Source organism: Marinobacter sp. (genome assembly GCF_040882185.1).
Taxonomy (GTDB): domain Bacteria; phylum Pseudomonadota; class Gammaproteobacteria; order Pseudomonadales; family Oleiphilaceae; genus Marinobacter.
Genome location: NZ_JBBEBW010000002.1, coordinates 37,729 through 62,713 on the forward strand (window position 1 = coordinate 37,729; position 24,985 = coordinate 62,713).

Here is a 24,985-nt window from a genome sequence, read left to right on the forward strand (position 1 = left end):
TCGTTGTCCCACCTGCACACCTGTTATGTGACCTATGCTTTTATAACGCAGTCGCAATGCTCTCCCCGACACTGCTCTGGCCTTTGGTACCGGGGGTGTGAGAGCAAGTGCCAGCAGTCGCTCACAAGCCAGCAGCCCTTCAAAAAACCGGAATGTACGAGGAAACAATCTATGAAACTCAAATACTCTGCGGCAATCATCTGCCTGGCAATTTCACCCGCACTGGTTTCGGCTGCGCCCGAGTCCGGTGACGGCTTCTTTGCTTTGACCGGCTCCGGTGCAAGTGATAACGAGTTTGACAACAACACCGCCGCCGTCAGCTTTGATGTGGGCCAGTTTTTCACCGACAGCGTGGCCGTTGGCTTGCGCCAAAGCTTCGGTTTTGCGGATTCGGAAGATAATTCGAGTTGGTCCGGCGCCTCTCGGGTCTTTGGAGATTACCACTTTGACTTAGGTAGCTGGCAGCCCTTTGTCGGTGCCAACGTTGGTGGTATATATGGCGATGAAGTGGATGAAACTTTCTTCGCAGGCCCCGAGGTCGGTGTTAAGTATTACGTCAGAGAAAAAACCTACATCACCGTTCAGACGGAATATCAGGTTTTCTTTGACAGCGCCAGTGACGCCGACAACAACTTTGATGATGGCGCCTTCGCATACAGCGCAGGTATCGGTTACCATTTCTGACCGATAACACATCTCGCCCTCTTGAAATTTCCGGGCGAGGTATGAGAGACCGGGGCCCTCGGTCCCGGGTTTCTCACCCAAAGAACAGAAGGTCAACAATGGCTGAATCATCACTCAAGGAACAACTGAGCAACGCGGTCAAGAGTGCGATGCGAAACAGGGATAAAACCCGGCTTGTCACCCTTCGTATGGCGCAGGCTGCGGTCAAACAGATCGAGATTGATGAGCGCCGCGAGCTCAGTGATGATGACGTTCTGAAGGTACTGGACAAAATGCTCAAGCAACGCCGAGATGCGGCCAGTCAGTACGATGCTGCCGGGCGTGAGGAGTTGGGCGACAAGGAACGGGCGGAAATGGTGATTATCGAGGAATTCATGCCTGCCGCCCTTACCGAAGATGACCTGGACGCTTTGATCCGGATGGCGATCAGCTCAACCGACGCTCAGGGTATGCAAGACATGGGGCGTGTGATGAATGAGCTGCGCCCTCAAGTATTGGGCCGGGTCGACATGGGGCATCTGAGCAAGAAAGTGAGGGCGACGTTGGCGATTTCGCCATAACTCACCGATTCATAGGGAACTAAGGTACTTGGTCAAGGCCAGGAAGATTTGAACGTAAAGGGGTCGGGCTCTCGATTGACCCCTGACAGACTCAATCCAGCAACGGCTTGTCAGCGCACTTTCGAAAGGAATTTCTGTGTTAACGGGTTTTGCGGGTCGGTAATAACCTGTTTAGCCTCACCAAGCTCGGCAATAACGCCTTCATGAAAGTAAGCCACACGATCAGACACATCACGTGCGAAGCTCATTTCATGGGTCACGCAGATCATGGTCATACCCTCTTCCGCCAACAGGCGCAACGTATCCAGAACCTCTCCCACTAATTCAGGATCAAGGGCGGAGGTAACTTCATCAAAAAGCATGTAATCGGGTTTCATTGCAAGGGCGCGGGCAATCGCCAAGCGCTGCTGTTGACCCCCAGACATTTTAGTAGGGTAAACGTCAAACTTATCACCCAGACCGACATGCACGAGTTCCTTTTTGGCGATTTCAATCGCCTCGTCCTTACTCATTTTTTTGACGATTCTGGGCGCTAGTGCTGTATTTTCCAACACGGTCAGATGAGGAAATGAGTTCCATTGCTGGAATACCATACCCAGCTTCTGACGCAGTTTGTCCTTATTGGTCTCTTTGCTATGAACATCGATACCGTCAACGACAATTTTGCCTTTGTGAATACTCTCGATGGCATTAATGCAATACAGCAGGGTAGATTTGCCACTTCCGGAGCCACCGATGACGCTTAGGACTTCGCCTTTGTCGACATCCAGACTGACGCCTTTGAGAACTTCGAGATCACCAAAAGATTTTTGTACATTCTGGATGCTGATCATATTGCCATTTTCCTTTCAACATACCGCCCATATGACGATAGCGGGTATGAAATAATAAAATAAAAGATACCAACACCGATCAGGATTTCTAGCGGTTGCTGAGTACGGGATATAAGCTGGTCGGATGTGCGCAGCAGCTCCATATAACCAATAACAGAGACCAGAGCCGAGTCTTTGATGACACTGAGGGAAACGCCCAGCCAGGAGGGGAAGACTGCGCGCAAACCGATGGGTAAGCGAATGTAGAAGATGGTTTGCCAGTATGTCATACCCAACGAGCGGGCTGATGTCTGCATGGATTGCTGGACACTCTCGAAGCCACTTCGGAAGACCTCACTCATAAAGGCCATCGTATAGAGCGAGAGAATGATAGAGCCAGCTACAAACGGGTCTAGTGGGTAACCGGTCGCGCCAACAAAGGTTGAAAAAAGAATGAGCTGAATAATCAGCGGTACACTTCTGAGTATATCCAGCAAACTACCTAGCAGTGTGTTGACTACCTTATTGCTTTCAGCTCGCATAAAACCTACGGCCAAACCCAACAGGGTCCCCAGCACTATTGCTACTACCGATATGGTCACCGTATTCATGATGCCGGTAAGAATAAACCCGGTATCGTCCCAGGACAGAGGCGTGAATAAAGAGTTCATCAGATTTCCCCCCTGAATAGCTTGCGAGAGATAAGTGACGAACTTATCAGCACCAGTTTGGTGATGATGAAGTACATAACTGCTGCCACAATGAAAAATTCAAGTGTGCGGAATGACAGTGATTGTAGTCTCTGGGTTGTTCCGGACAGCTCACTCATTCCAACCAGTATTCCCAGCGAACTCATCAGGATGGACCAGACAAACTGATTGGTCATTGGATGATAGATACGTCTGAGCATTTGCGGCAGGATGATGTATCGATACACCTGGATGCTGTTCATGCCCAGAGATTTGGAAGCGCTGTACTGGGTGCTGGGGATCGACTGAAATCCACCCCGGAAAGTCTCAGTCAGGTAACCTGCATTGATAAATACCAGAGCGCTTAAAACCGCAACATAGGGGCTCAGATGAATGCCAAATGCCCCCAGCCCGAAATACGCCATATAGATTTGGAAAAGTGCCGGAGTATTTCTGGCTATCTCGACCCATACCGTAGCAACATAGCAAAAGGGCTTACTGTTATTCATTTTGGCTATCGCCAACAGTATCGCAATTACAATACCGAGGAGCATAGCGAGTACCGAAACGTGCAGGGTTACAAATGCGCCGTTCAACAACTCGGGCAATTTCTGGAACACGATGTTCCAATGAAATTCATATTCCATACCTTGGCCACTTTCTGTGGTTAGTAGAGGGCTCTGATGGGTGCCTTATCAAGACACTCATCAGAGTTCGAAGCCCTGACGCAAAGATATTTGCGACTGGCCTACGGGTAAGTAATAGGGGTAGCCGCCTACCTGAAGACCACCACTATGATTATTACTTGTTATCTCTCAAGGACTGGATCAGATCGGCAGGCGCATCTGAAGCGAAGTGCGTGTTGTAATGGGTATTCATATTGCCATCGCGAATCTGGCGCACCAGAAACAGGTTAAGGTATCTGATCCAGGCGCCTTCGCTTCTTTTTGCGATTAGGCCTACGACGTCGTCATAGTTAGGTACGAAGGGTCCTGCCGCAAAATCTTTGAACTCTTCGCTTTGCAGCTTTGTGGCAATATTAGTGTTGGTTGAGATAACCACATCCACTTTGCCCTGGTACAAACCCAGATAGGCATCGTTTTCAGATTTGAACGCTGTGTAGTTGTCAGTTCCCCAACCTTTTGCTTCGGCATAAGCAAGGTATTCAGTCTCGTAGGTAGTGCCGAGTGCAGCCCCCACTTTGAGGTTCTTGAGGTCTTCAAACGAGTTGATTTCTTTTTCTTTCGGCGCAATTACCTGGAACTTGAAGACGAAGTACGGGTAGGTAAATCCCACGGATTTTGCACGTTCCAGAGTATCGGAGGTGGAGCCGATAACGACATCGGTCTTACCGGCAATCAAGGATGGGATTCGATCGCCCCAGGTGAGGTTGAGTACATTTACCTCCACACCAAGGGCGTCAGCCAGATCGTTACAATAATCTACGTCAAAGCCTGCCGGATTGTTGTCTTTGTCGAAATAGCCCATAGGTGGGAAGTCAAGAACCACCCCACAGTTCAATGTGCCTCGTTGAATTACAGTATCAAGCTGATCGGCTGTTGCGTTCATGGAATTGATCGCAACGCATGCAAGTACAACTATTGCTAGTTTTTTCATCATCGTTTGGATCTCTTGTTGTTTTTGGTCTATAAGCTGAAAAAAATTTCATGTAATTCGAAATACATGAAAAGTTTACCTTTTATTCTTTAGTTAAAGTCCCTGAAAAATGTAAATAAACAGGTTAAAAAGCCTTTAATATTTTATTCTAAAGGTATTATAGATCTAAAATATTGAAAATTTAGTTAAATTTGCCGTCAAAATATTCGATACTGACCTAATTCTTTGAATTAAAAACTATTAATAAAGCGGAAGAAATCGTGACAGATTTAGTTTTTACTTCTATCTAATTTTCACTGTCTGTGAGGTCCTCACTGCGGTCATGGGGCATCGAAATCAGCGTTTTTTTGGAGAGACTGCGACCAGGCGTGTGCCCAGTATCGTTCGGAAAGCAGACCAGAACTTCAGGAGCCATGGCAATATTCTGAACCGCAGTCCAATTCGGGTTTGCGGTGAGGTCTGTCTGGTTTGAGAGCTGATTGCACTAGTTTAAGATCAGAGCCTGTCCGATCTATCGCGAAGCCATAAGCAGATGACTCGATTTACTCAGGCAAGTGCTCCAGAATCTTGTCGAGGGTGATGGGGAAATCGCGATCAACGTGAACCTCAGCAAACTGGGCGCCGTAGGAGTGCTGGGAGTAATTGCCGTGGTCGTCTCCGGGTTCTACCTCGCCGTCGCATTCCAGGTGCGCATCTCCGGACTTGGTGACCAACTCGGTGAGGGCCAGGGGATCGATACTGCACTTATAAGCCAGCTCATCGATGGCAGATTCAAAGGCCAGTGAACCTATCGCATGGCCCGGTCCGCGGCATGAATCGGCGATGGGTATGTCGGTGGATTTCACCCGGTGCGTACTTTTGAGCGCATCCGTCCTGTAGGTGGTCCTCGCCGATGCGCCAGTTGGCTCAGTAAACTCGTACCCTCTCGCCATAGGCATGAAACTCTCGTGGCCGATGGTCTGTAGTTTGCCGTCCCGAGATGCGGCCAGTTGAATACGCTGTACCGAGTTCCTCCTGTGCGGCGCATTATGGAAAACGTGGCGGCGGTGCTGCACCACTTTGACTGACCGTTTCAGGAGCAAGGCACCGAGACACGCCAGGACGGCTTCATTGTGTACCCCGAGTTTGGAGCCAAAACCGCCGCCTGAATGAGCGTAGTGTACGTTACGTCCAGGGTCACCTCGGCGTCGTTATAGGCTTGCTCGAAATCGCCCTGAAAGACGTCTGGCTCCATGCCACCGTCCAGTTCCTCAGAACCTCCATCAGCTTCTTCACCGGCCGTGGTAACCGCGTTAGAGATGTGCGGGGATCGTCGTCGAGAGTGACTTGTTCTCCGTTTACATAAAGAATCACCATGGGGGACCCTCCCTGGTAATTGGGCGTGTGATAAGTGTAGTCAACGCGACGGGGGCGAGAGATTACGATGTATCCAATAAACCAGGGCTGGTTTTCTCTGTTAAAGCCGATACAACACTCGGCCACTCAATACTGGTATGTATCTCTGGGCCAGTTGGCAGTCCAGAGAGGGCGAAGTTTACAATGCTCCACAGAAGCGCTTGAAATAGGTAGACTGGACTATAAAATTTTCCCGAGACAACAATTGGATGGCTTCAAAAGAATCGAGCAGGAGCACAATGTCGTCATTTGATTTTCTGGCGTGTGGCGGGGAAATGGGCGTGTTGATCCGTGACCTGGACTGGCTCAGAAATTCACTCGGTTCGCCCCAACATTGGCCGCAATCCCTGCGCACTGTCGTGCGCCTGATGCTTAACACCGCACAACCGATGGCGATTTTCTGGGGTGAGGAAAGCGTCTGTCTCTACAACGATGCGTTTCGCTACTTGCTTGGCCAAGACCAGCATCCTGAATGGCTTGGAAAACCGGCAAAAGAGTTATGCGACGAAACTGCTTCCGTGCTTGCTTCAGGCATCGAGCAAGCTATGGCTGGCAATAGCACTGTCGAGCAGATGGCTGTTGTCCACACCGGACAGAATAAGCCCCTCTATTGGAATTGCAGCTTCAGCCCGGTTGACGACGCTTGGGCTCCAAGAGGCATTGGCGGTGTACTCGTTCTTTGCACTGAGGCGGTGAAGCAGCACTTTGCAGAGAACCCCCTCGTCACCGAACGTGACCACCTGATCCAGATGTTTCACCAGTCTACGCCATTTCTGGTCTTGCTTAGCGGGCCGGAGCATCGTTATGAATACCTCAACCCCAGTCACGCGCAGTTAGTTGGGCATCGTCCAGTGTTGGGTAAAGCCATAAGCGAAGCGCTTCCTGATGCCGTTAAACAGGGCTTCGGTACTATATTGGATGAAGTTTATGCCACTGGCGAAACCTATACTGCGAAGAGTGCTATATATGGTGTTCAGGTATCGTCGGGGGGGCCAATAGAAGAGAAAGCCCTCAATTTCTTCTACCGACCAGTTCCGGGGCCCGATGACAAAGTCACCAGTATTTTTGCCGAAGGAACGGACGTAACCGATCAGACGCGGGCACAGGAAGAACTGGAACGGGTTAACCGGAAGCTGGCCAAAACACTGAGTCGCCAAAAGGCGAGCGAGCGGCGAAAGAGTTTTTGTTTAAAGCTGACTGACCGCCTTCGTTCGCTCGTAGACCCGAACGAGGTCACTGCTGCTGCAACCGAGCTATTAGGCCGGTTCCTGGGAGTCACCCGAGTGTTCTACGGGGATTTTTCAGATTCAGGCGAAATTATAACCGTAAGGCCCGGGTGGACAAGGGAGGGTGCAGCCTCCATGGTTGGCGCCGAGTTGCGGCTGGAGGATTTTGGCCCGATGGTCGCAGATCACATCCGCTCTGGAGAGGTTTTTGCCCTTGAGGATGTCACCACCGATGAGCGCTCTGCCGATTATGCCCAGGCGTACCTGGAAAACGATATTAAAGCTGTTTTGGCGGTGCCCGTCATTAAATCCGGCTCTTTAAGGGTATTGCTGGGTGTACACGATTCCAGAACACATCACTGGTCTGCCGAGGAAATAGCCCTGGCTGAAGATGTGGTAGATAGGACCTGGGCTGCGATTGAATCCGCCCGTGCGCAAGCGGAATTGCGCAGGGAACGGGACCATAGCCGGTATATTCTCGACAGCATGACCGAAGGCTTTGCTTCAATAGCGGCGGACTGGACCATCAGCCATATGAATGCCGAAGCGATGCGGCTTAACCAGCTCAAGATGTCTGAGGTTGTTGGCAGGAACCACTGGGAGGTGTGGCCGGAATTGCGTACGTCGGTAATTGATGATTTATACCACCGCGTGATGCGAACCAGAAAGGCGGGCGAGACAGAGCTGTTCCATGTGCTCCCGGATGGCAATGAGGCCTGGGCGGAGGTAAGAGCCTATCCTTCTCTTGATGGTGGGCTTTCGGTTTTCTTTCGGGACATAACCGCGCGCAAATTGGCTGACGAAGAAATGCATCACGCCTCACTGCACGACCCGCTAACGGGTTTGCCGAATCGAACGATGCTTTTTGAGTATGCAGCTCATCTATTGCCCCATAACCTGCGTGCCTCGCAATTTGCTGCAGTGCTCTTTATCGACCTTGACCGCTTCAAGCCCATCAATGATACCCACGGGCATGGGATTGGCGATAAGGTGCTCACCGAAGTGGCCAGACGCCTTTCCCGCACCCTGCGGGCTGAAGACCTGGTGGTTCGAATGGGCGGAGATGAGTTTGTGGTTCTGCTGCAGGATATCAGTGCGGCCGTCTATGCTTCCCAGGTGGCCAGCCATATCATCGCGAAGATCAGCGAACCCTATCATTTGGGGGAGTTGGCGCTGTCTGTTTCAACCTCTATCGGTATCAGCATTTTCCCTCGCGATGGGGAGGACATTGACACGCTGGTCAGCCATGCGGACGCCGCCATGTATCAGGCAAAACAGGAAGGCCGCAATAATCACCAGTATTATTCTCCCGTATTCGCGGCAGGGACGAGACAGCAGATCAACATTGAGCAGGAGTTAAAGCTTGCGCTTCATACCGACGCGTTTCGCCTGTGCTATCAGCCGGTCTTCGACATCAATACTTACGAAGTCGTCAGCGTTGAAGCGCTACTCCGACTGGGTAACGATGAAATCGGCCCAGAGCGTTTTGTACCCATCGCCGAAGCGACCGGGATTATTAATCCCATTGGCCGCTGGGTACTCGGAGAGGTAATTCGCCAGGCCAAATGTTGGACTGACAGCGGACTGTCACCGATACCGATTGCGGTGAATGTTTCAGCCGTGGAGTTTCGAGATCGCGACTTTGTCGATCGCTTCGAGCAGCTGATTCATGAGCACGCTTTCGACCCCGCAATGCTACAGCTCGAACTGACAGAAACCGCTGTCATGCACGACATTGATCATGCGCTTGCCGTCCTGGCACGACTTAGAACTCTGGGGCACGTCATTTTACTGGATGACTTTGGCACCGGTCACTCCAGCCTGGCCTATCTGACCCGCCTGCCTCTGGACAAGATCAAGATCGACAAGTCGTTTATCTTCCAACTCGAAGAAGATACCGGCAGTCGTGCTGTCACCGATGCGATGCTCGCACTGGGGCGAACGCTGGAGCTGGAAGTGGTCGCTGAAGGTATTGAAACAGAGGCTGCCCTGGACTACATGCGCTCTCGCGGCTGCCGGCAGGCGCAAGGTTTTCTGTTTTCCAAACCTATGACCGGTGAGGCGTTTGAGCAGTGGTATCGGGCTCGTTTGGCGTCGCCTACCCCCCATCCCCTCTGACCCCCAATCGATCCAGATACACGTGAAGCTCCGCTTCGCTTATGTCGACGTATTCCAGAACACGTCCGTAAAGCATAGCGGTAGGTACGTTGCGATGCTGGAGTTCCTGCTGGGCTTGCTGAAGCACGTACAGGATGATGCGCTCAGTGCGGGTCAGGCCGTCCCGGGCGTCGGGAATGACTTCGATCCCAAATCTGCCGCTACACACTGCAGTTTTTCGTCCTTGGATTTTTGATACCTTGGATCATGTGACCGAATCACGGCCAGCCGCAGCCATTGGCGAAGCTGGCTCTTCTCGTTCCGTTAATAGCACAAGGAGGAATACACCGTGCATACTTCAATGAAAGTGTTATTGGTCAGTTCTTTGTTTACCACCGGTATTCTGCTGCAGGGTTGTTCCGATAGCAATGAGGAGGATGAACCTGTGGCGCAAAATGAGGCGACAACCGAGGTAAGAGAGGGAGCCACTGAAACCACCTCTACCGAACGTTCCAGCGCCCCATCAGACGCCGAAATTACCATAATGAGCCCGGAGGACGGAGCCTCTGTCGGCAGTCCGGTGACTGTGAAGTTTGGCTTGGAAGGTATGGAGGTGGCCGAGGCGGGCAGTGACCAGGAGAATTCCGGCCACCACCATCTGCTAGTCGATCTGGATGAGCTGCCGCCCATGGATTCGCCGCTACCCTCTACCGAACAGATTATTCACTTCGGCGGTGGCCAGACCAGTACCGAACTTGAGCTGGAACCTGGTAAACATACCCTGCAGTTGCTGCTGGGCGACTCCATACACGTACCCCACGAGCCGCCGATAATGTCGGAGAAGATTACGATTACGGTGGAATGATCAACTTCCAGGGCCCTCCTACCGGGTCTGTCTGCTTTGTAGACGCTTGAAAGCGATCGCGGAGAGCCTCAGTGAGATAAGGAGACCATTTCGGTTTATTGCAGAAGGAGATAAAGGATGTCAACTCAGGAACATAAGGAAAAAGTCTGGAGGCTTATCAAAAGCATCAAGGCTGGCATGTTGACTACGTTGCACGGACGCGAGCTTCGTTCACGGCCCATGTATCTGGTTCAGGATGAGTACGATGGCACTATCTGGTTTTTCAGTGATCTGGATTCGGAAAAGGTATTTGAGCTTGAGGAGGACAATGACGTATGCGTGTCGTTCAGCGACCCCCATGATCACACCTACGTGTCGCTGACCGGGGTAGGGCGCGTAACCCGCGACAGAAACCTCATTGATAAGTTCTGGAATCCGTTTGTGTCGTCCTGGTTTCCAGAAGGTAAAGACGCTCCCAATGTCGGCCTTTTGGAAATCAAGGTTCAGAAAGGCGAGTTCTGGAACAGTGACACCAGTAATATGGTGAAGTTCTTCGAGATCGCGAAAGCCAAAATGCAGGACGAAAGCCCGAACCTGGGTGAGCATGAGAAGTTCGGTACGCGTTAATTTAGGTACTCGTTAATTCTTCAACCCGAGAATAGAAGGGCGTCGAGTAATCTCGTTGGACGGCGCCCTTCGGTTGCTTTCGCGGAAACCCGCACAGTTGTATTTTTATTTCCCGCTCAATAAAGACCCGCCCCATATCACCAGCACCACGACGGTAAGCACGATGGCGACAGATATTTTGTGACGTTCGAAAATAGCTTGTGCATGATTGCCTGCTATGAAGACCAGTAGCCCCAAGCCGTAGTATCTCAATGCCCGGGACAGAGCAGACGCGAGCATAAAGAGGAAGAAGGAATAGCTGGTGGCACCGGCTGCCAGCATGGCAATCTGAAATGGAATCGGAATAACTCCTACGCTCATGATGAACCAGAATCCGTCCTGCTCCATTCGCAGGCGTACTTGCTCGAACTGCTCGGGCGTCGAAACCATTTCGACGAGCTGTTGCCCAATGGCATCGAACACGAAATAGCCGACAAAATAGCCGACCGTAGCGCCAGCCAGACAGCCGAGCAGAGCAATAGTGCTGAGGAGAAATATCTGCCTGCGGCGGACCTGCATCAACGGAATGAGGATGGCCTCTAACGGGATCGGTATGAGAATGGACTCCAGAAAAGACGCAATACCCAACCCCCAGAAAGCGTGCCGGGAGTAAATCAATCTTACCGCAAGCCTTTTAATGCGGGCCAGCCTCCGGGCAGGGCGTCCAATTCCATCTGTCATCAGTTCTCCCCAAATATTCAGTCATGCACACTATGGTGAAGCGGAAGATTAATGCATGGGGACCTGCGGCAGCAATAAATTGGACTGGAACCAGAACTGATTTATCCTCCCGGTCAGTGCAGTTCCGGCCGGTCCTGCTGAGTTGGCCATCGATGCGGCCCGCCGAGTATGCGGGCTTTCTGGGCAGGTTCTGATCCCTCCTGCGCCTGGAGGGCACGGTTCAGACGCTGGAGGGATTCGTGCATCATCCCCTGGAGGTCGAGCAGTGCTTTAACCGGATTGCTGGCCAATCGGCGGCGAGTATCAATGACAAACTGCAGCCCGCGCAGTCGGTTCTCGCTGCGCTGGCTACTGCTGCGAATACAGTCCTCAATCAGTTCGGCCCGTAGTTTTTCGAACCCTTCAATATGATGCTCTGCGAGGTTTCTGAGTTCATCGAATGTAGGCTTGTCCATGATCTTCCTCCTTGAAAGCCGTCGATGGATTCGCTCCTGTGTATATTTAAGTTATAGCAGGCGTGGAATTTTAGTCCGTTAAAAATGCGAAATAGTGAAGAGGTTGGGGCCGTGTAGTTTCACGGAATATCTTCAAATAATCGTCCAAGCCCGGACTGTGGTTTCAGTTTTCCGCATAATCGCAGAGCTTCCCAGAAGCTGACCTGGTTGGCTGTCAGTACGGGCTTTCCTGTAGTTTGTTCCAGTTCGGTCAGCCAGGCGGCCGAGTGGAGTGCAGTATCTGGGATGAGCAATGCATCGGCGTCCTCGCGAATGTTCGCGAGGGCGAAGTTGATCACGTCTTCTTTTTCGAGGGTACCGACTTCAGCAGCGGTCACAATGCCCCGGCTCGAAAGGTGTATTACGTCAATGTCAAAGTGATTGAGGAATTGGCAGAATTTCAGTGCGACTTCTTCGGGATAAGTCGCAGCAATGGCCACCTTCTGCGCACCAATCGCTTTTACCGCCCGAGCGAACGCCATAGCGGTTGTGGAGGCTGGCACACAGAGAGTTTTCTCAAGGGTTGCGATCTGTTGGCTGATGCCCTCGATACCCAGCACGAAGCTCGCACTGGTCGAGGTCCACATGACCGATTCAATACCGGTGCCGATCAGCGCCTCCGCGCCTTTTGACAGGCGCCCGACGCTGCCCATTTCGCTGAGTGCCTTGACGCTGTGGGCGTCTTCGAGAAACTCGGTGTGGACGAGGTTGACTTGTGCGGGCGGCTTTACCATGTCGCTCATCAGCGGGTAGTCATCCTCTGCGGCGTGGCCGGGATAGAGGAATCCGAGTCTGGTTCGTGGTGGTGTCCGTGTCATCGGTTACCTCCTGTGCTTTTCTCGGCAATGATGGCTTTATGATCCCACGCGGGGAAGATTACGGGTATCCAATGGTATGGGTCATCATGATATTAACGGTTCTGGGGCTGATCTGGTTATTCAGGCGCAGGCACTGGATTTAACGGTCGGGAGGACCAAAGCGGGTAAGCGATGCCCGCCAGCCGGTTGACGACGAATGCGTGCACCAGTAACAGCAGCACCGCTGCCATTAATATGGGCAGTTGCCCGGGGTCGGGCATCAGGCCCAGAGCAACGATCAGCGCGGTGGCCCCTGCAGGCGGGTGCACCATATTCAGTGCCACCATCAAACAGCCCGTCAGACCAATAGCAACCGCAGCGGCGCCGACCCGCGCGGGATCGACGCCGGTCAGAAAGGCCGATGGGGCATCCTGCAATCCGAACAAGTAAAGGCCTACCAGGCCCATGATGGCGCCTATAAAATGTCCGCACAGGACATTGCGGGGGGAAGCGGGTTGGGCCAGAGGCACGTGAAACAGGATGAATGCAGTCGCTCCCAGGGAAGGAAATATGAACGCCTCCTGGGTGACCAGAGCCACTATGGCCACCAACGCGATGCTGATGCCACTGTTGACGAGATTGAATATTGCCATCACCATCTCTGGGGGATATCTCGACAGTAGCCGCTCAAGGTGGAGCGCTCGTAGCATGCCACTGGCCAGTTGCCACCGCAGTTTATCGTTTCTCAGACCCATAACGTTTCTTCGCACCAAAAAAGTGCGTTAGGGTAGGCCACTCCCTGAGAGATAGCAACGCGGTAATTTCTATAATCAAGCAGCATGCTAATTGTGATGCAGGTAAATAGTAGTTACCTATCGAATAGTTAAAAACAATCAATTGTTATGTATGATGCCGCGTCGTTACTATGTCGACCAAGTTAGCCATTGCCAACATTAACCAATTGGAGAAAATTCTATGGGTATGATTAACAGTGAAATGAAGCCGTTCAACGCAACCGCCTTCAAGCACGGCGAGTTTGTTGAAATTTCAGACGCCGATGTAAAAGGTAAGTGGGCGGTCTTTTTCTTCTATCCAGCCGACTTCACATTCGTATGCCCGACTGAATTGGGTGATGTCGCTGATCAATACGAAGAGCTGCAGAAGCTGGGCGTTGAAGTGTTTTCCGTGTCTACGGATACCCACTTTACCCATAAAGCTTGGCACGATAGTTCTGAGACGATCGGCAAGATCAACTATTACATGGTTGGCGACCAGACCGGCACCATCACCAATAACTTTGGTGTGATGCGGGAAGGTCAGGGCCTGGCAGACCGCGCTACGTTCCTGATCGACCCAGACGGCGTGATCCAGGTTATGGAAATCACTGCTGAAGGTATCGGCCGTGACGCTGATGATCTGATGCGCAAGGTGAAAGCTGCTCAGTACGTTCGCAACCATCCTGGTGAAGTGTGCCCGGCGAAATGGAAAGAAGGTGAAGCGACCTTGGCTCCGTCATTGGATCTGGTCGGCAAAATCTAAGTTTCCTTTCAGCGCGAAACTTACAGTAAGGCCCGCGCTGCGGGTCTTACTCGTGTCTACATGATTGATTTTTCTGCAATAATAGTAATTCGCTATCTAATTATTTGGATCAATTAATTTGTTCGATGTGCTCCCATTTCTTAAGGTGTACATGAACTTATTTTGCGACTCATTCCGAGTCTGCTATTCAGCTTAACGATATCCTGAGGGGAACAGAAAGCATGTTGGATGCCAGTATCAAGGAGCAATTAAAGGCCTACATGGATAAGCTGCAGCAACCGATCGAACTGGTTGCCGCCTATGATGACAGCGACAAATCCCAAGAGCTTAAGCAACTGCTGGATGAGCTGGAACCCATGTCTGTGAAGATCAGCCAGCGCACCGAGGAAGATCCGGATGTGCGTCGCCCGTCTTTTGCTATTAATCGAGTGGGCACTGATATCGGTGTGCGTTTCGCTGGCATTCCGATGGGCCATGAATTTACGTCACTGGTGCTGGCATTGTTGCAGGTGGGTGGCCATCCCTCGAAGGCCAGCCAGGAGGTGATCGAGCAGGTCCAGTCCCTGGATGGTGAGTTTGAGTTCGAGACCTATTTTTCGCTATCGTGTCAGAATTGTCCTGACGTTGTTCAGGCCCTGAATCTGATGAGTGTGCTGAACCCCAAGGTGAAGCACACTGCCATCGACGGAGCCCTGTTTCAGGACGAAGTTGAGAAGCGCGAAGTAATGGCGGTGCCGAGCGTTTACCTGAATGGTAAGAACTTCGGCCAAGGTCGTATGACACTCGAAGAGATCGTGGCCAAACTGGATACCAATTCCGATGCCCGCGAAGCAGAAAAGCTCAGGAATAAGGCCCCGTTTGAAGTGCTGGTGATTGGCGGTGGTCCTGCTGGCTCCTCAGCGGCTATCTATGCGGCGCGTAAGGGCATCTCAACTGGCATTGCAGCAGAGCGTTTCGGCGGTCAGGTTGCAGATACGATGAGTATCGAGAACCTGATTTCCGTGCCCTACACCGAGGGCCCCAAACTGGTTGCTGCCATGGAACAGCACGTCAAGGAATACGACGTGGATATCATGAATATGCAGCGTGCTGAAAAACTGATTCCGGCCGTCCAAAAAGGGGGGCTGCATGAGGTACGGTTAGCAAATGGCGCCTCCCTGAAAAGCCGCACGGTAATTCTGAGCACCGGTGCACGGTGGCGCCAATTGGGCGTGCCGGGTGAGGAAGAGTACCGCAACAAAGGCGTTGCCTACTGCCCACATTGTGATGGCCCGCTGTTCAAGGGCAAACGCGTAGCCGTTATTGGTGGTGGTAACTCAGGTGTCGAGGCAGCCATCGACTTGGCGGGTATCGTCGGCCATGTAACCCTGCTGGAGTTCGCCTCCGAAATGAAGGCGGATGATGTGTTGCAGAAGAAACTGCACAGCCTGAAAAACGTCGAGGTGCTCACCTCCGCCCAGACCACTGAAGTGGTGGGCGAAAACGGTAAGGTCAGTGGATTGAACTACAAGGACCGGATCTCAGGTGAAGAGCGTCACGTTGCACTGGAAGGTGTGTTTATTCAGATCGGATTAATTCCTAACACCGAGTTTCTGAAGGGTGATATTGAGCTGAGCCAGCATGGTGAGATCATTATTGATGAGCGTGGCGAAACCTCGATTCCGGGCGTTTTCGCAGCTGGCGACGTCACAACGGTGCCCTACAAGCAGATCGTGATTTCCATGGGTGAAGGATCCAAGGCCGCCTTGAGTGCCTTCGACTTTCTGATCCGAAACTCGGTTGAAGAAACCAGCGAAGCGGCGGCCTGACCCCGAGTGTCCCGTCTGGCTGATCCGAAACCAACTCCGGCAGCCCGCGATGTTTAGTGAAATGAGTGTGACTGATATAGCAGGCCAGCTCGTCAGCTTAGTCGCATTGGGCTTCTGTATTGTCGGCTTTGCCAGTAAGCAGGATGATCGCCTGATGGTTCTGCTGATCTCTGCAAACGTGGCGTTTGCTATACAGTTCGCACTGTTTGGCAGCTGGACAGCGGCCGTTCTCAGCCTGTTGGTGATTGGCCGAATCATTCTGGCTCGTCGCTACCTGGGTAACTGGTGGGTGATGCTGGCGGTGCTCGGAGTGAATCTGGTGGCAGCCGCGCTGACCTGGCGCAGCCCGGTGGATTATTTTGCCATCGCCGCCGCTGCCTTCGGTACCGTGGGCATGTTCATGCTCAGAGGAATTCCCATGCGCTTGATGTTGGCGGCGGCTGCCAGTGCCTGGATGCTGAACAACCTCGTGATCGGCTCGGTGGGTGGCACGCTGGCGGAAGGTATGGTGGTGATCACCAATTTCATCACGATTTTCCGGCTCGTCAGGATGAAACGGCGCTATCCGGAAGCCGTTGAAAAGCTGAATGGATCTTGAAGGAATAGGCATCCTGAGATAAGGCGATGCCTTAGGCCGCAGGTACTTATCAATTAATATGTAAACCTATGTAATTGACCCTGGTCGGGGGCTATGTTCCGATTACTCGAGGCTAAATGCCGTGGTGAAATATATGGAATCAACTCATAGCAAGGAAAAGGAGAATACAATGCGGACTCAACTGATTCGGAAATTGGGCGTCCCCTTGTTGGCAGGCAGTATGGCTTTAAGCTTTTCTGCGGCCGCGACGGAGGGCTTGTATTCTGTTGAAGCACTCCTGGATGCCGACGTTTTTGACTCTAATGGTGAAGAAATTGGTGAGGTAGAAGACATTCTGTTAAGCGATGACATGTCGATTCATTCGGTGATCATCGAAACCGGTGCCGTTCTGGGCCTGGGTGGCCGCGAGGTGGTAGGCGAGCGTGGAAGCTTTACCGTAACGGTCGAACAGAATGGTGACAGCGAAGCCTTTGACGATATTGATTATGCAGTGCATATGGAGGCCACTCAGGATGAAGTGAAAGAGTTGCCGGAATATGACGAAGGATGGTGGAACCAGACCAGGGAAAGTCTGAGCCAAGCCTGGGAAAATACCAAAGATATCAGCGAAAGCGCCTGGGAAAACACCAAAGCCGCCACTTCTTCAGCGTGGCACAACGTGCGTGAAGGTGCCGAGCAAATCGGTGACAACGTAGAGGAAGCCACCGATAACAACTAAGTTCGTTTGAACACGGTTTGTGTACGAGCCATGCTGCCCGTGCACAAACAGTCCCTGCCAGTCTGATCATGACCTCATCACTTCTCGTTACTTTTCATCACTTCTCTTTGCTTCGGAGCCAGTGCATCACGCAGCGATGCCTCCGGATTACGCTGCCTACAATTACCACGCTAACCGCTCTATTTATATTGAGAAGGTTCTGTCGCTACAGCGAAGGCGAGATGGCAAGAGGTAGCTCGCAGCTAGTGTCCCGTCTGGTTAATTCGTTGACCTACTGCGTGACGCTGGGGTTTCTGGCCAAGGCGCCTGTCCGAAGGTATGGTGGTTCCATATCAAGGGCAGGCAACACCGGCCAGAAACCCCAGCGTCGCGCCCTTCGGGAGCCACTGAGGGCATTGAAAGCCGCGTTGCAGCGTCTCGATTTGGAACCACCAAACCTTCGCCACTGCGCCTAGCTTTCAATGCCCTCAGTGGCTCAGTAGGTTAACGAATTAACCAGACGGGACACTAGTACCTGGATATGTGGAGCGATGAATTTCAAAAGCGCTATTTTTCAGCTATTTATGTGTCAGTAGCCCCAACCAAGCCTCTAATTACACTTTGTTAATATTCTGTTTCTTAACATAGGTTAAGTTGTTTTAATAAATAAATTGTCAGTATTTTGTTACAGTTTCACTGTAGATAATTGTAATTAAAGTAAAAATACTGGGATCCTCATTTTCAAAGCCGTAATGCTTTAATGTGTCGCACACGTTTTATCTCGCCTATAATCACCATGCCATTTATGAACAACCCGTCAGATAAAGTTAACGAAGCATTCATAAAAGTCATCGATATGCCGTGGATATGCCAATGAACAGTACCTCTACCGAATCTGCCATAGCCGAATGGACCACTATTCTGGGTGAGTCCGGAGTGGTTGTGGCTCGTGTAGCGGATTTTGGCGTCTCCACAACAGGAGCTAAACGCTCTATTCCAGCTGTGCTCCGTCCCCAGGCTCGAGAGCAAGTTGCAGCGGTTTTACAAGTCGCACAGCGGTGGCAAGTCGCCATCTATCCAGTGAGCACGGGCAACAACTGGGGATATGGCAGTGCCAACCCGGTTGAAGACGACTGCGCCATTCTTGATTTGAGTGGGCTTGATCGTATTTCCAATTTTGATCCCGAAATGGGCGTTGTCACTGTGGAGCCTGGCGTAACCCAAGGGGCTCTGAGGGAGTTCCTTGATCGGCATGAGGGCAATTACCTCGTTCCGGTGACGGGCGCTGGGCCCACCTGCAGTATTCTTGGTAACGCACTTGACCGGGGTTACGGCATCACGCCGGTTACGGACCATTTTGCTGCAGTGACAAAGTTAGAGGCGATCTTGCCAGACGGTAGCCTTTACCAGACGCCACTCAGTGAGCTTGGTGGCGGGGAAGTAGACGGACTTTTCAAATGGGGCGTTGGTCCTTATCTCGACGGCCTGTTCAGCCAAGGTAATTTCGGTGTGGTTGTGAATATGACCATCGTCCTTGCACCAACTCCTGATACCGTGACTGCATTTTTCTTTTCCACAAAAGACGACGCCAAGCTGGAAGCACTGATCCCCACTGTAAGGGCTGTGCTACGAGCGCTTGGTGGTTCGGTTGTCGCGATTAACCTGCTTAACAGCCAACGTATGCTCTCGATGATGACGCCTTTTCCTGAGGACAAGGCCGTCAACGGCATTCTGCCAGCTCACGAGGTTGAGAGCCTTGCCAATAGCCATGGCGTTCCGGCGTGGAGTGGCGTTGGCGCGATTTATGCTTCAAAAGAGGTGGCCCGGGCGGCCCGAGGTACGCTACGGCGGCTTCTCGGTCCAGTGACCGACCGCCTGGTGTTTATCAATAGGCGAAAAGTTGACGCGGTTCGAAGTATAGCCCGCTTAATGCCTGGTAGGCTAGCTATGCGGGTTAAAGGTATGGCGGATACGCTTTCAGGCGCTCTGGAAATTATGCATGGCACCCCCAACGATGTGGCGTTGGCGCTGGCATATTGGCGCTCGGGTGATCTGCCTGGGCCCGGGCAAGCGAAAAACCCCGCGCGGGATGGCTGTGGGCTGATTTGGTTCGCGCCGCTGGTTCCCATAAGGGGGGCAGACGTTCGCCGCTATATCGATATGATTGAAAGGATTTGTCCGCAGTATGGCGTCAACCCACTTATTACATTGACGACGGTAAATGATCGCTGCTTCGACTCTACCGTGCCGCTGCTGTTCGATCGCAGTGACGCCGATGCGACAGCACGGGCCAATGACTGTTATCGCGCCCTGTTCGAGGCGGGACAAAAAGAAGGCTTCCTGCCTTACCGCCTCAACATTGATGCGATGGGCATTCTGAACTCCGGTGGCTCTGCTTTCTTGAGGCTGGCTAGTCAATTGAAAGCTGCAGTCGACCCTAATTCCATCCTGGCGCCCGGACGTTATGTGCCCAGGATCAAGCGTTCCGAGGTCTTATGAGCTGTTACCTCGATGTACCCGTAGTACGCCGTCAGTTGAAGTTTCGTCGGTGCTTTTCACCCTATCGAATTAACAGCTCTCTGAGCGGGAAAGAATGAGGACATAGAAATGCACACAGGGTTTGCTCTTCAGCAAGAATCAGAAAATACAAATAGCCAACAATCTGAGGAAGAAGACGTCAGCACGATTTTTAATTCGGTCTTCAATGTCCAGCTAGCAACGTCCAAAGAAGCGATCAACGAAGTCTTCGAGGTTCGCTATCAGGTTTATTGCATCGATAGGCCATTCGAGGATCCCGATTGCTTTGTTGATAAACGTGAGCACGATGCCTACGACCCACGATCGGCCCACGCTCTGATCCGGCACCGAATAACGGGAGACAGTGTCGCGGCAGTTCGTCTCGTTATGTCGGGGAATGAAGCGGGGCAGGCCGATTTTCCCATGGAAGCTCATTGTGTCCACCAGATGAGCAGAGATGCTAAAAGCGCGATTGCAGGAACGCCCCGAAACAAGATCGCAGAAATATCCCGAATGGCGGTCAGCCGAGAATTCCGTCGGCGTCTCAATGAAGATGAAACACCCTCCGGTATCAGTGATTTCGTGAGTTACAGCGATTCGGAAAATGGCAAGCGCGCCATGCCCTATATTAGCCTGGGGCTTTTCGCCGCTATTCTTCAGATGTCCGTAAAGCACGGGATAACCCACTGGATGGCGGTCATGGAGCCAGCACTGCTGCGTAGGTTAAAACAATTTGGCGTTGAATTTGACCACGTTGGACCCGTGGTGGAATATCATGGCCGTCGCCGTCCTGCATTCACCGAAGCCGCGTCGCTGCTTGAAGGAATAAGGAAGCGTCGTCCCGATGTATGGTCTTTGATTACTGACGCTGGACGATACCTGCCAGCGCAACCGGATACTGATTTTATCGCAAAACGGAAAGAAGTTGCCTGAACGATTTGCGATAGGCTTAGTTTTTTTGGTTTGGCGCAAACCGCACACAAAAAAGCCCCCGCTATTTGGCGGGGGCTTTTTCGTACAGCGTTGTCATCTAAACATTATGACTTCGCTGCTTTCCTGCGACGTGACAGACCAAGTCCGGCAAGGCCCATGCCCAGAAGTGCAAGGGTGCCTGGCTCAGGAACCTGAGCGGTTGTGATGCGGAACCGGGTGTCAAAGCCAGTAGTCGTGCCTTCTTCAGTAATAAGGCCTACACAGCCAGCTGACGCTCCTGCTTCTGAACAGGCGGCATCTGAAAGGGTTCCCAGACCAAGCAGCTCTAGATACACGGTATAAGTGTAGTCTTCCAGAGTGAATTGTGAAGCGAACTCGAAGCCTGACTCAGTCGCTACGCCACCCAGCTCGTCAACATTGTCAAGAGTGAAAATGTCATCGCAAACGGAGACTGAGCCTGCGAAGCAAGGTGCACTGTTCGCGGTTTCATTAAAGAAGCCTTCGAATGTGAGCGATTGCGGCGTCAGAGGGTCGCCCGCCGGAGTAGACGGAGTCAAGGTCAGCGTGGATGACAGGTCGAAGCTTGTCAGCGCTGTGCCTCTTACAGGTAGCGGGTTGTTAGTGTGGGTGAATGTTCCACCGTCTACGGATGGTCCGTTAGTGATAAGACCACTATCTTCGCTTACTTCAGTAATCGAGATAGACGATTGTGGTACATCGCCAACGCCCCATGACAGGGTGCCGTCGTCGTTAGAAGCGGTAATTTCGCCGTCTCCACCGGTATCGTTAAAGTTCTCGAATTTGTTATCGACATCGTAACCCCAGTCAGTGATCAGCGCCGCGCTAGCAGACTGCGCGCCCAGAGCAAAGGGCAGGACAAGAGAGGATAAAAGAGTTCTTTTAAAGGCACTGTTCATAATTGTTTCTCCTTGGTTGTAGACGCTGGAAGCTTAAAGCTGATCAGCGGTGTATTGTTATAAGCACCATCCATGCCAGGCAAAAAAAATGTATAAAATACAAATCCTTAAATTATGTCGGTAGTCGATATATATGGGGAGGTGTAAGCATCTTCGACACCCCAGCGAGCAAAATGAATCGCCTTAATGGCTATGTATATTATAGCGGCGTATATAATCAGGGAGGAGCAGTGCAAAAGCGTTTTAAGAAGGCGTTTTTAATCATACCGGAAGTATAAAGGTGCCAAGAGGCAGGCTGATCTCAAGGGTGTGTAAATTATGCTGACAATGGGTAAACAGTATCGGTTATGTAACGCACTATGGGACTCCCTCCGTATATTTTTGCTTTTGATTGTTTGATCACCCTGATACTGATTGGGCACGACTCCAACGCGAGTCACTTGAATTTTGCGACATCTGCGACCCACTCAAGGCGTGCAGGCCATTGGCCGATATTGGTATTAAAAAGGTAGCACAGGAAACCGTACTACCCTGGATTGGCGCGACCATCGGGCGTTTTTTACACCCGATTACGTCCATACGTACCCATAATCTGTGCTATCAGATATCCCAGAAACCGGAATCCCACTCGTCTTCTTCCAGGATGTCGTTGTCGTCGGTATCGGCCAGATCAAACAGACCATTATCAAACTCGTCCTCGCTCAGATTGCTGTCGCTATTGAAATCGTAGGTATCGTAAGCGTATAGGTCGAGGTCATTATCTGAGACGTAAGTGTTGTATTCGTCTTCGGTGACCCAGTTGTCGCTGTCAGCGTCGATAACATCGAAGTAGCCGGACTCGAATTCCTGCAACACCAGCTCACCGCTGTTATCGGCGTCCAGTTGTTTCCAATCCGCTTTCCACTCCCATTCCGCAGCGGTCGCCGTTCCGGTAAAACCTAGTGAAATCAAGCTGATTGCAAATAGAGTCTTACGATTCATAGTCATTCTCCTTTCATTGATCGTCGCCAGAATTGGCGTTGATCAGGAGTCACCCTATGCCGGTTACCTTACGGCAGTCTGAACGGAATCCGGCCCAGCTTTCGGCAACCAGATTCGGATACAGGCTCCCTGGTGGTGGCCATCCACGATCCCCACCGAGCCGCCATGGGCCAGTGTAATGGCACGGACAATACCCAAACCCAGGCCGCTACCGGTCTTTCTCTGATCCGGGTCGCGATAGAAATTTTCGAACACCTCAGCCCGTTGTTCTTCAGGTACACCGGGGCCTTGGTCGGATACCAGTAACTCAAGGCCATCACTGACGGGCGCAATCTGAATGATTATCAAACCTTTTATAGGGGAGTAACGAATGGCGTTATCCAGAAGATTTCCGATCAAAGAGCCAATAAGCGTCGTATTGCCCTGCATTCGAAGGCTTCCCCCGGTGATGTTGAGCTCTGGGGTAATTGCTTTGGTCTGAAGCGCACCTTCCAGTTCGCCGAGCTTTTTCTCGACGAGCGCCGGGAGGTCAATCTCCGCCGTTTTAAGTTGAGGATGCACCGGGTCCACCCGCGCGAGAATCAACAAATGGTCAACGATGCGTTCCATTCCAACAATTGCGCCCGCCAGCTTTTTCAACGCCCGGTCCTTGTCCGCCTGCTGATCGGAGCGCAGTGCGACCTGCACCTGGGTCTTGAAACCCGCCAATGGGGTTCTCAGTTCGTGTCCCATGGCTGAGGTAAAGGCGCGGTGAGAGGTCATGGCGTCCCGAACCCGCCGGATCAAATGATTGATGGCTAACACTGGCGTTCGCATTTCCTGCGGTATCCGCCTCACATCAATTGCCAACGGGTTCAGTCTGTCGATTTCGGTTTCTGACAGCTTCTGGCTTATTTGTCGGAGCGGGCGCAGGCCTTGCCAGATTCCGAGGCAAACCAGAACTCCCAACACCGGCAAGGCCAGCAATAACGGCGTCACAAACACTGATGTCAGTTCTGATCCCCGTTTTACCACTGTATCGAGAGGCACGGCCACACGGGCGTATCGTCGATTAGCCGAGTCCCGTACCGTGAGCACCCGCCACTGGACACCATTAATCGTGTCTTGGGAAAAGCCTGCGTTCAGGGCCTGGGGCTGAGTGCTCGACATGGGAAAACGGCGACTTCTTAGCAATACTTCGCCTGTCTCCGATCGAAGTTCAAACTCTGGTAGTTGGCCAGGCTCCCGGTTAAAGGCCGCTTCACTGCCGCCGCCGGGAGTTCGTTCATCGCTCCAACTCATAAGAAGGCTGAACGCCGTATCATTGAGTTTGCGATCCACATCCTTTGCTGCTGTATCAACGGCACTGGAGGTAAGATAAAGCCAGAGCACCAGCCAGCCAGCACACAGCACCAACAATACCAATACCAGGAGACGCAAATGAATTCTTGGTGCAATCATGGTTGCCTCAACACGAGCCGGGTTGGGCGAATCGATAACCCAAGCCCCGAACTGTCTCTATCAGGCCGTCGCCGAGTTTGCCTCGCAGTCGGTGTACGTGGACTTCCAGACTGTTACTTTCAGGGCCGTCAGACCAGCCGTATAGTCGCGTCTCAAGATGGTCCCGGCTGACCGCGTGGCCTGGTCGCTCCAGCAACGCCTCAAGAATGGCGAACTCATGCCGGGATACTCGTAGAGGTTCACCATTAACCGACACACACCGGGCGGTGAAATCCAGCGCGACCGGTCCACATTCAACCAGATTGTTTCCCCGCCCGGATGCTCTTCGCGCCAGAGCTCGAAGGCGGGCAACCAGTTCGCCCATGTCGACGGGCTTGACGAGATAATCGTCGGCGCCAAAATCCAAACCCTGGATTTTCTCATCCACGCTGTCGAGCGCTGTCAGAATGAGGATAGGCACGGTGATGCCCTGATTTCGCCAGTTAACCAGAACATCAGTTCCCGACTGAAGGGGGAGCATCAGGTCAAGCACAACTACGTCAAAATGATCCGAATCCATGGCCAGTGCCGCTGACTGGCCATCTTTCAGCCAGTCCACTGCATAACCTTCCTGCATAAGCCCTTGGCAAAGTCCATCACCTAACAACTCATCGTCTTCTACCAAAAGCACTCGCATACAATTTTCCTGGTTCCCCAATCTATCGACAAAATACAGGATAACGAAACTCCGGTGGTCTGCGAAGTCAGCGGAGCTGAGTATATCGCCGTTCCGGGCGGCCGACACTGCCATAGGTAACCTCTGCCAGGAGCTCTCCGACTCCGACCAGATATTCCAGGTAGCGGCGGGCGGTGGTACGCGAGGCACCGATGGCGCTGCCAACTTCTTCGGCACTGTGGTGACCGCTCTGGGTCATCACCTCACGGATTTTATCCAATGTTAGCGTATCAATGCCTTTGGGGAGGCGTCCGTCGCCCGAGCGTGTGTCGTCTCCC

The 24,985-nt window shown here is 52.1% G+C and carries 26 protein-coding genes and 2 pseudogenes; 13 read left to right on the forward strand and 15 right to left on the reverse strand.

What is annotated here, in order from left to right; all coding sequences use genetic code 11:
* Nucleotides 1–171: 171 nt before the first annotated feature.
* On the forward strand, nt 172–684 hold the full coding sequence (locus tag WEB64_RS01130) for a hypothetical protein (RefSeq protein WP_368062218.1): 513 nt from the start codon (nt 172–174) through the stop codon (nt 682–684).
* 98 nt (nt 685–782) lie between these two features.
* The gene (locus WEB64_RS01135) at nt 783–1,244 is read left to right on the forward strand and encodes a GatB/YqeY domain-containing protein (RefSeq protein WP_368062217.1); all 462 of its coding nucleotides are present in this window, start codon (nt 783–785) and stop codon (nt 1,242–1,244) included.
* A gap of 110 nt (nt 1,245–1,354) precedes the next feature.
* Here the strand turns inward: WEB64_RS01135 and WEB64_RS01140 are convergent, their stop codons facing one another.
* The 6 genes and pseudogenes from WEB64_RS01140 to WEB64_RS01165 all read right to left on the reverse strand — a co-directional run bounded on the left by WEB64_RS01140 (nt 1,355) and on the right by WEB64_RS01165 (nt 5,596).
* Nucleotides 1,355–2,077: an amino acid ABC transporter ATP-binding protein gene (locus tag WEB64_RS01140; protein WP_368062216.1), complete on the reverse strand. Its 723-nt coding sequence runs from the start codon at nt 2,075–2,077 to the stop codon at nt 1,355–1,357.
* The gene (locus WEB64_RS01145) at nt 2,074–2,727 is read right to left on the reverse strand and encodes an amino acid ABC transporter permease (RefSeq protein WP_368062215.1); all 654 of its coding nucleotides are present in this window, start codon (nt 2,725–2,727) and stop codon (nt 2,074–2,076) included. Before WEB64_RS01145 ends, WEB64_RS01140 begins: the two co-directional genes overlap by 4 nt.
* Nucleotides 2,727–3,392: an amino acid ABC transporter permease gene (locus WEB64_RS01150; protein ID WP_368062214.1), complete on the reverse strand. Its 666-nt coding sequence runs from the start codon at nt 3,390–3,392 to the stop codon at nt 2,727–2,729. The genes WEB64_RS01145 and WEB64_RS01150 overlap by 1 nt, the downstream gene beginning before the upstream one ends.
* A gap of 154 nt (nt 3,393–3,546) precedes the next feature.
* Nucleotides 3,547–4,365: a transporter substrate-binding domain-containing protein gene (locus WEB64_RS01155; protein WP_368062213.1), complete on the reverse strand. Its 819-nt coding sequence runs from the start codon at nt 4,363–4,365 to the stop codon at nt 3,547–3,549.
* 539 nt (nt 4,366–4,904) lie between these two features.
* Nucleotides 4,905–5,465, reverse strand: a pseudogene (locus tag WEB64_RS01160) (molybdopterin cofactor-binding domain-containing protein); the annotation flags it as partial.
* Nucleotides 5,435–5,596, reverse strand: a complete 162-nt coding sequence (locus tag WEB64_RS01165; RefSeq protein WP_368062212.1) for a hypothetical protein — start codon at nt 5,594–5,596, stop codon at nt 5,435–5,437. The pseudogene WEB64_RS01160 and the gene WEB64_RS01165, both read right to left, overlap by 31 nt.
* A gap of 400 nt (nt 5,597–5,996) precedes the next feature.
* Between WEB64_RS01165 and WEB64_RS01170 the strand changes: the two genes are divergently transcribed.
* Nucleotides 5,997–9,101 (forward strand): EAL domain-containing protein, encoded by a 3,105-nt coding sequence (locus tag WEB64_RS01170; RefSeq protein ID WP_368062211.1) that lies wholly within the window; start codon nt 5,997–5,999, stop codon nt 9,099–9,101.
* Here the strand turns inward: WEB64_RS01170 and WEB64_RS01175 are convergent.
* Nucleotides 9,082–9,309: a hypothetical protein gene (locus WEB64_RS01175; RefSeq protein WP_368062210.1), complete on the reverse strand. Its 228-nt coding sequence runs from the start codon at nt 9,307–9,309 to the stop codon at nt 9,082–9,084. The two genes, WEB64_RS01170 and WEB64_RS01175, sit on opposite strands and share 20 nt — an antisense overlap.
* A 120-nt stretch (nt 9,310–9,429) precedes the next feature.
* On the opposite strand from WEB64_RS01175, the gene WEB64_RS01180 reads away from it, so the two are divergent.
* Both WEB64_RS01180 and WEB64_RS01185 read left to right on the forward strand, forming a co-directional pair.
* Nucleotides 9,430–9,945: a DUF4399 domain-containing protein gene (locus tag WEB64_RS01180; protein WP_368062209.1), complete on the forward strand. Its 516-nt coding sequence runs from the start codon at nt 9,430–9,432 to the stop codon at nt 9,943–9,945.
* A gap of 117 nt (nt 9,946–10,062) precedes the next feature.
* Complete coding sequence (locus WEB64_RS01185; RefSeq protein WP_368062208.1) at nt 10,063–10,551, forward strand: pyridoxamine 5'-phosphate oxidase family protein; 489 nt, start codon at nt 10,063–10,065, stop codon at nt 10,549–10,551.
* 105 nt (nt 10,552–10,656) lie between these two features.
* On the opposite strand, the gene WEB64_RS01190 is transcribed toward WEB64_RS01185, so the two are convergent.
* The 3 genes from WEB64_RS01190 to WEB64_RS01200 all read right to left on the reverse strand — a co-directional run bounded on the left by WEB64_RS01190 (nt 10,657) and on the right by WEB64_RS01200 (nt 12,583).
* Nucleotides 10,657–11,271 (reverse strand): YqaA family protein, encoded by a 615-nt coding sequence (locus tag WEB64_RS01190; RefSeq protein WP_368062207.1) that lies wholly within the window; start codon nt 11,269–11,271, stop codon nt 10,657–10,659.
* A gap of 113 nt (nt 11,272–11,384) precedes the next feature.
* Nucleotides 11,385–11,726 (reverse strand): DUF3135 domain-containing protein, encoded by a 342-nt coding sequence (locus WEB64_RS01195; RefSeq protein WP_368062206.1) that lies wholly within the window; start codon nt 11,724–11,726, stop codon nt 11,385–11,387.
* A gap of 119 nt (nt 11,727–11,845) precedes the next feature.
* Nucleotides 11,846–12,583 carry a maleate cis-trans isomerase gene (locus WEB64_RS01200; RefSeq protein ID WP_368062205.1) on the reverse strand — a complete coding sequence of 246 codons (738 nt, stop codon included), beginning with the start codon at nt 12,581–12,583 and terminating at the stop codon, nt 11,846–11,848.
* A 71-nt stretch (nt 12,584–12,654) separates the two neighbouring features.
* On the opposite strand from WEB64_RS01200, the gene WEB64_RS01205 reads away from it, so the two are divergent.
* Nucleotides 12,655–12,726 (forward strand): hypothetical protein, encoded by a 72-nt coding sequence (locus WEB64_RS01205; RefSeq protein WP_368065518.1) that lies wholly within the window; start codon nt 12,655–12,657, stop codon nt 12,724–12,726.
* Here WEB64_RS01205 and WEB64_RS01210 read toward each other — a convergent pair.
* Nucleotides 12,700–13,317: an HPP family protein gene (locus WEB64_RS01210; protein WP_368062204.1), complete on the reverse strand. Its 618-nt coding sequence runs from the start codon at nt 13,315–13,317 to the stop codon at nt 12,700–12,702. The genes WEB64_RS01205 and WEB64_RS01210 overlap by 27 nt on opposite strands.
* Before the next feature lie 220 nt (nt 13,318–13,537).
* Between WEB64_RS01210 and ahpC the strand changes: the two genes are divergently transcribed.
* From ahpC to WEB64_RS01240, 6 genes are all read left to right on the forward strand, one after another.
* Nucleotides 13,538–14,101, forward strand: coding sequence for an alkyl hydroperoxide reductase subunit C (ahpC, locus tag WEB64_RS01215; RefSeq protein WP_368062203.1), 564 nt, complete (start codon nt 13,538–13,540; stop codon nt 14,099–14,101).
* A gap of 221 nt (nt 14,102–14,322) precedes the next feature.
* Complete coding sequence (ahpF, locus tag WEB64_RS01220; RefSeq protein ID WP_368062202.1) at nt 14,323–15,909, forward strand: alkyl hydroperoxide reductase subunit F; 1,587 nt, start codon at nt 14,323–14,325, stop codon at nt 15,907–15,909.
* Nucleotides 15,910–15,958: 49 nt separating this feature from the next.
* Entirely contained in the window at nt 15,959–16,507 is a 549-nt protein-coding gene (locus WEB64_RS01225) for a YgjV family protein (protein ID WP_368062201.1), read from the forward strand.
* Nucleotides 16,508–16,676: 169 nt separating this feature from the next.
* Nucleotides 16,677–17,225 carry a PRC-barrel domain-containing protein gene (locus tag WEB64_RS01230; RefSeq protein WP_368062200.1) on the forward strand — a complete coding sequence of 183 codons (549 nt, stop codon included), beginning with the start codon at nt 16,677–16,679 and terminating at the stop codon, nt 17,223–17,225.
* An 852-nt stretch (nt 17,226–18,077) separates the two neighbouring features.
* Entirely contained in the window at nt 18,078–19,703 is a 1,626-nt protein-coding gene (locus tag WEB64_RS01235) for an FAD-binding oxidoreductase (protein ID WP_368062199.1), read from the forward strand.
* A gap of 108 nt (nt 19,704–19,811) precedes the next feature.
* Entirely contained in the window at nt 19,812–20,654 is an 843-nt protein-coding gene (locus WEB64_RS01240; protein WP_368062198.1) for a PEP-CTERM/exosortase system-associated acyltransferase, read from the forward strand.
* Nucleotides 20,655–20,758: 104 nt separating this feature from the next.
* Here the strand turns inward: WEB64_RS01240 and WEB64_RS01245 are convergent, their stop codons facing one another.
* Entirely contained in the window at nt 20,759–21,571 is an 813-nt protein-coding gene (locus WEB64_RS01245; RefSeq protein ID WP_368062197.1) for a THxN family PEP-CTERM protein, read from the reverse strand.
* An 813-nt stretch (nt 21,572–22,384) separates the two neighbouring features.
* Here WEB64_RS01245 and WEB64_RS01250 point away from each other — a divergent pair.
* Nucleotides 22,385–22,513 (forward strand): annotated as a pseudogene (locus WEB64_RS01250) (hypothetical protein); the annotation flags it as partial.
* A gap of 102 nt (nt 22,514–22,615) precedes the next feature.
* Here WEB64_RS01250 and WEB64_RS01255 read toward each other — a convergent pair.
* The 3 genes from WEB64_RS01255 to WEB64_RS01265 all read right to left on the reverse strand — a co-directional run bounded on the left by WEB64_RS01255 (nt 22,616) and on the right by WEB64_RS01265 (nt 24,927).
* On the reverse strand, nt 22,616–23,992 hold the full coding sequence (locus tag WEB64_RS01255) for an ATP-binding protein (RefSeq protein ID WP_368062196.1): 1,377 nt from the start codon (nt 23,990–23,992) through the stop codon (nt 22,616–22,618).
* Between the two features lie 7 nt (nt 23,993–23,999).
* Nucleotides 24,000–24,668 (reverse strand): response regulator, encoded by a 669-nt coding sequence (locus WEB64_RS01260; RefSeq protein WP_368062195.1) that lies wholly within the window; start codon nt 24,666–24,668, stop codon nt 24,000–24,002.
* Nucleotides 24,669–24,735: 67 nt separating this feature from the next.
* Nucleotides 24,736–24,927 (reverse strand): hypothetical protein, encoded by a 192-nt coding sequence (locus WEB64_RS01265; protein ID WP_368062194.1) that lies wholly within the window; start codon nt 24,925–24,927, stop codon nt 24,736–24,738.
* Between the last annotated feature and the right edge of the window lie 58 nt (nt 24,928–24,985).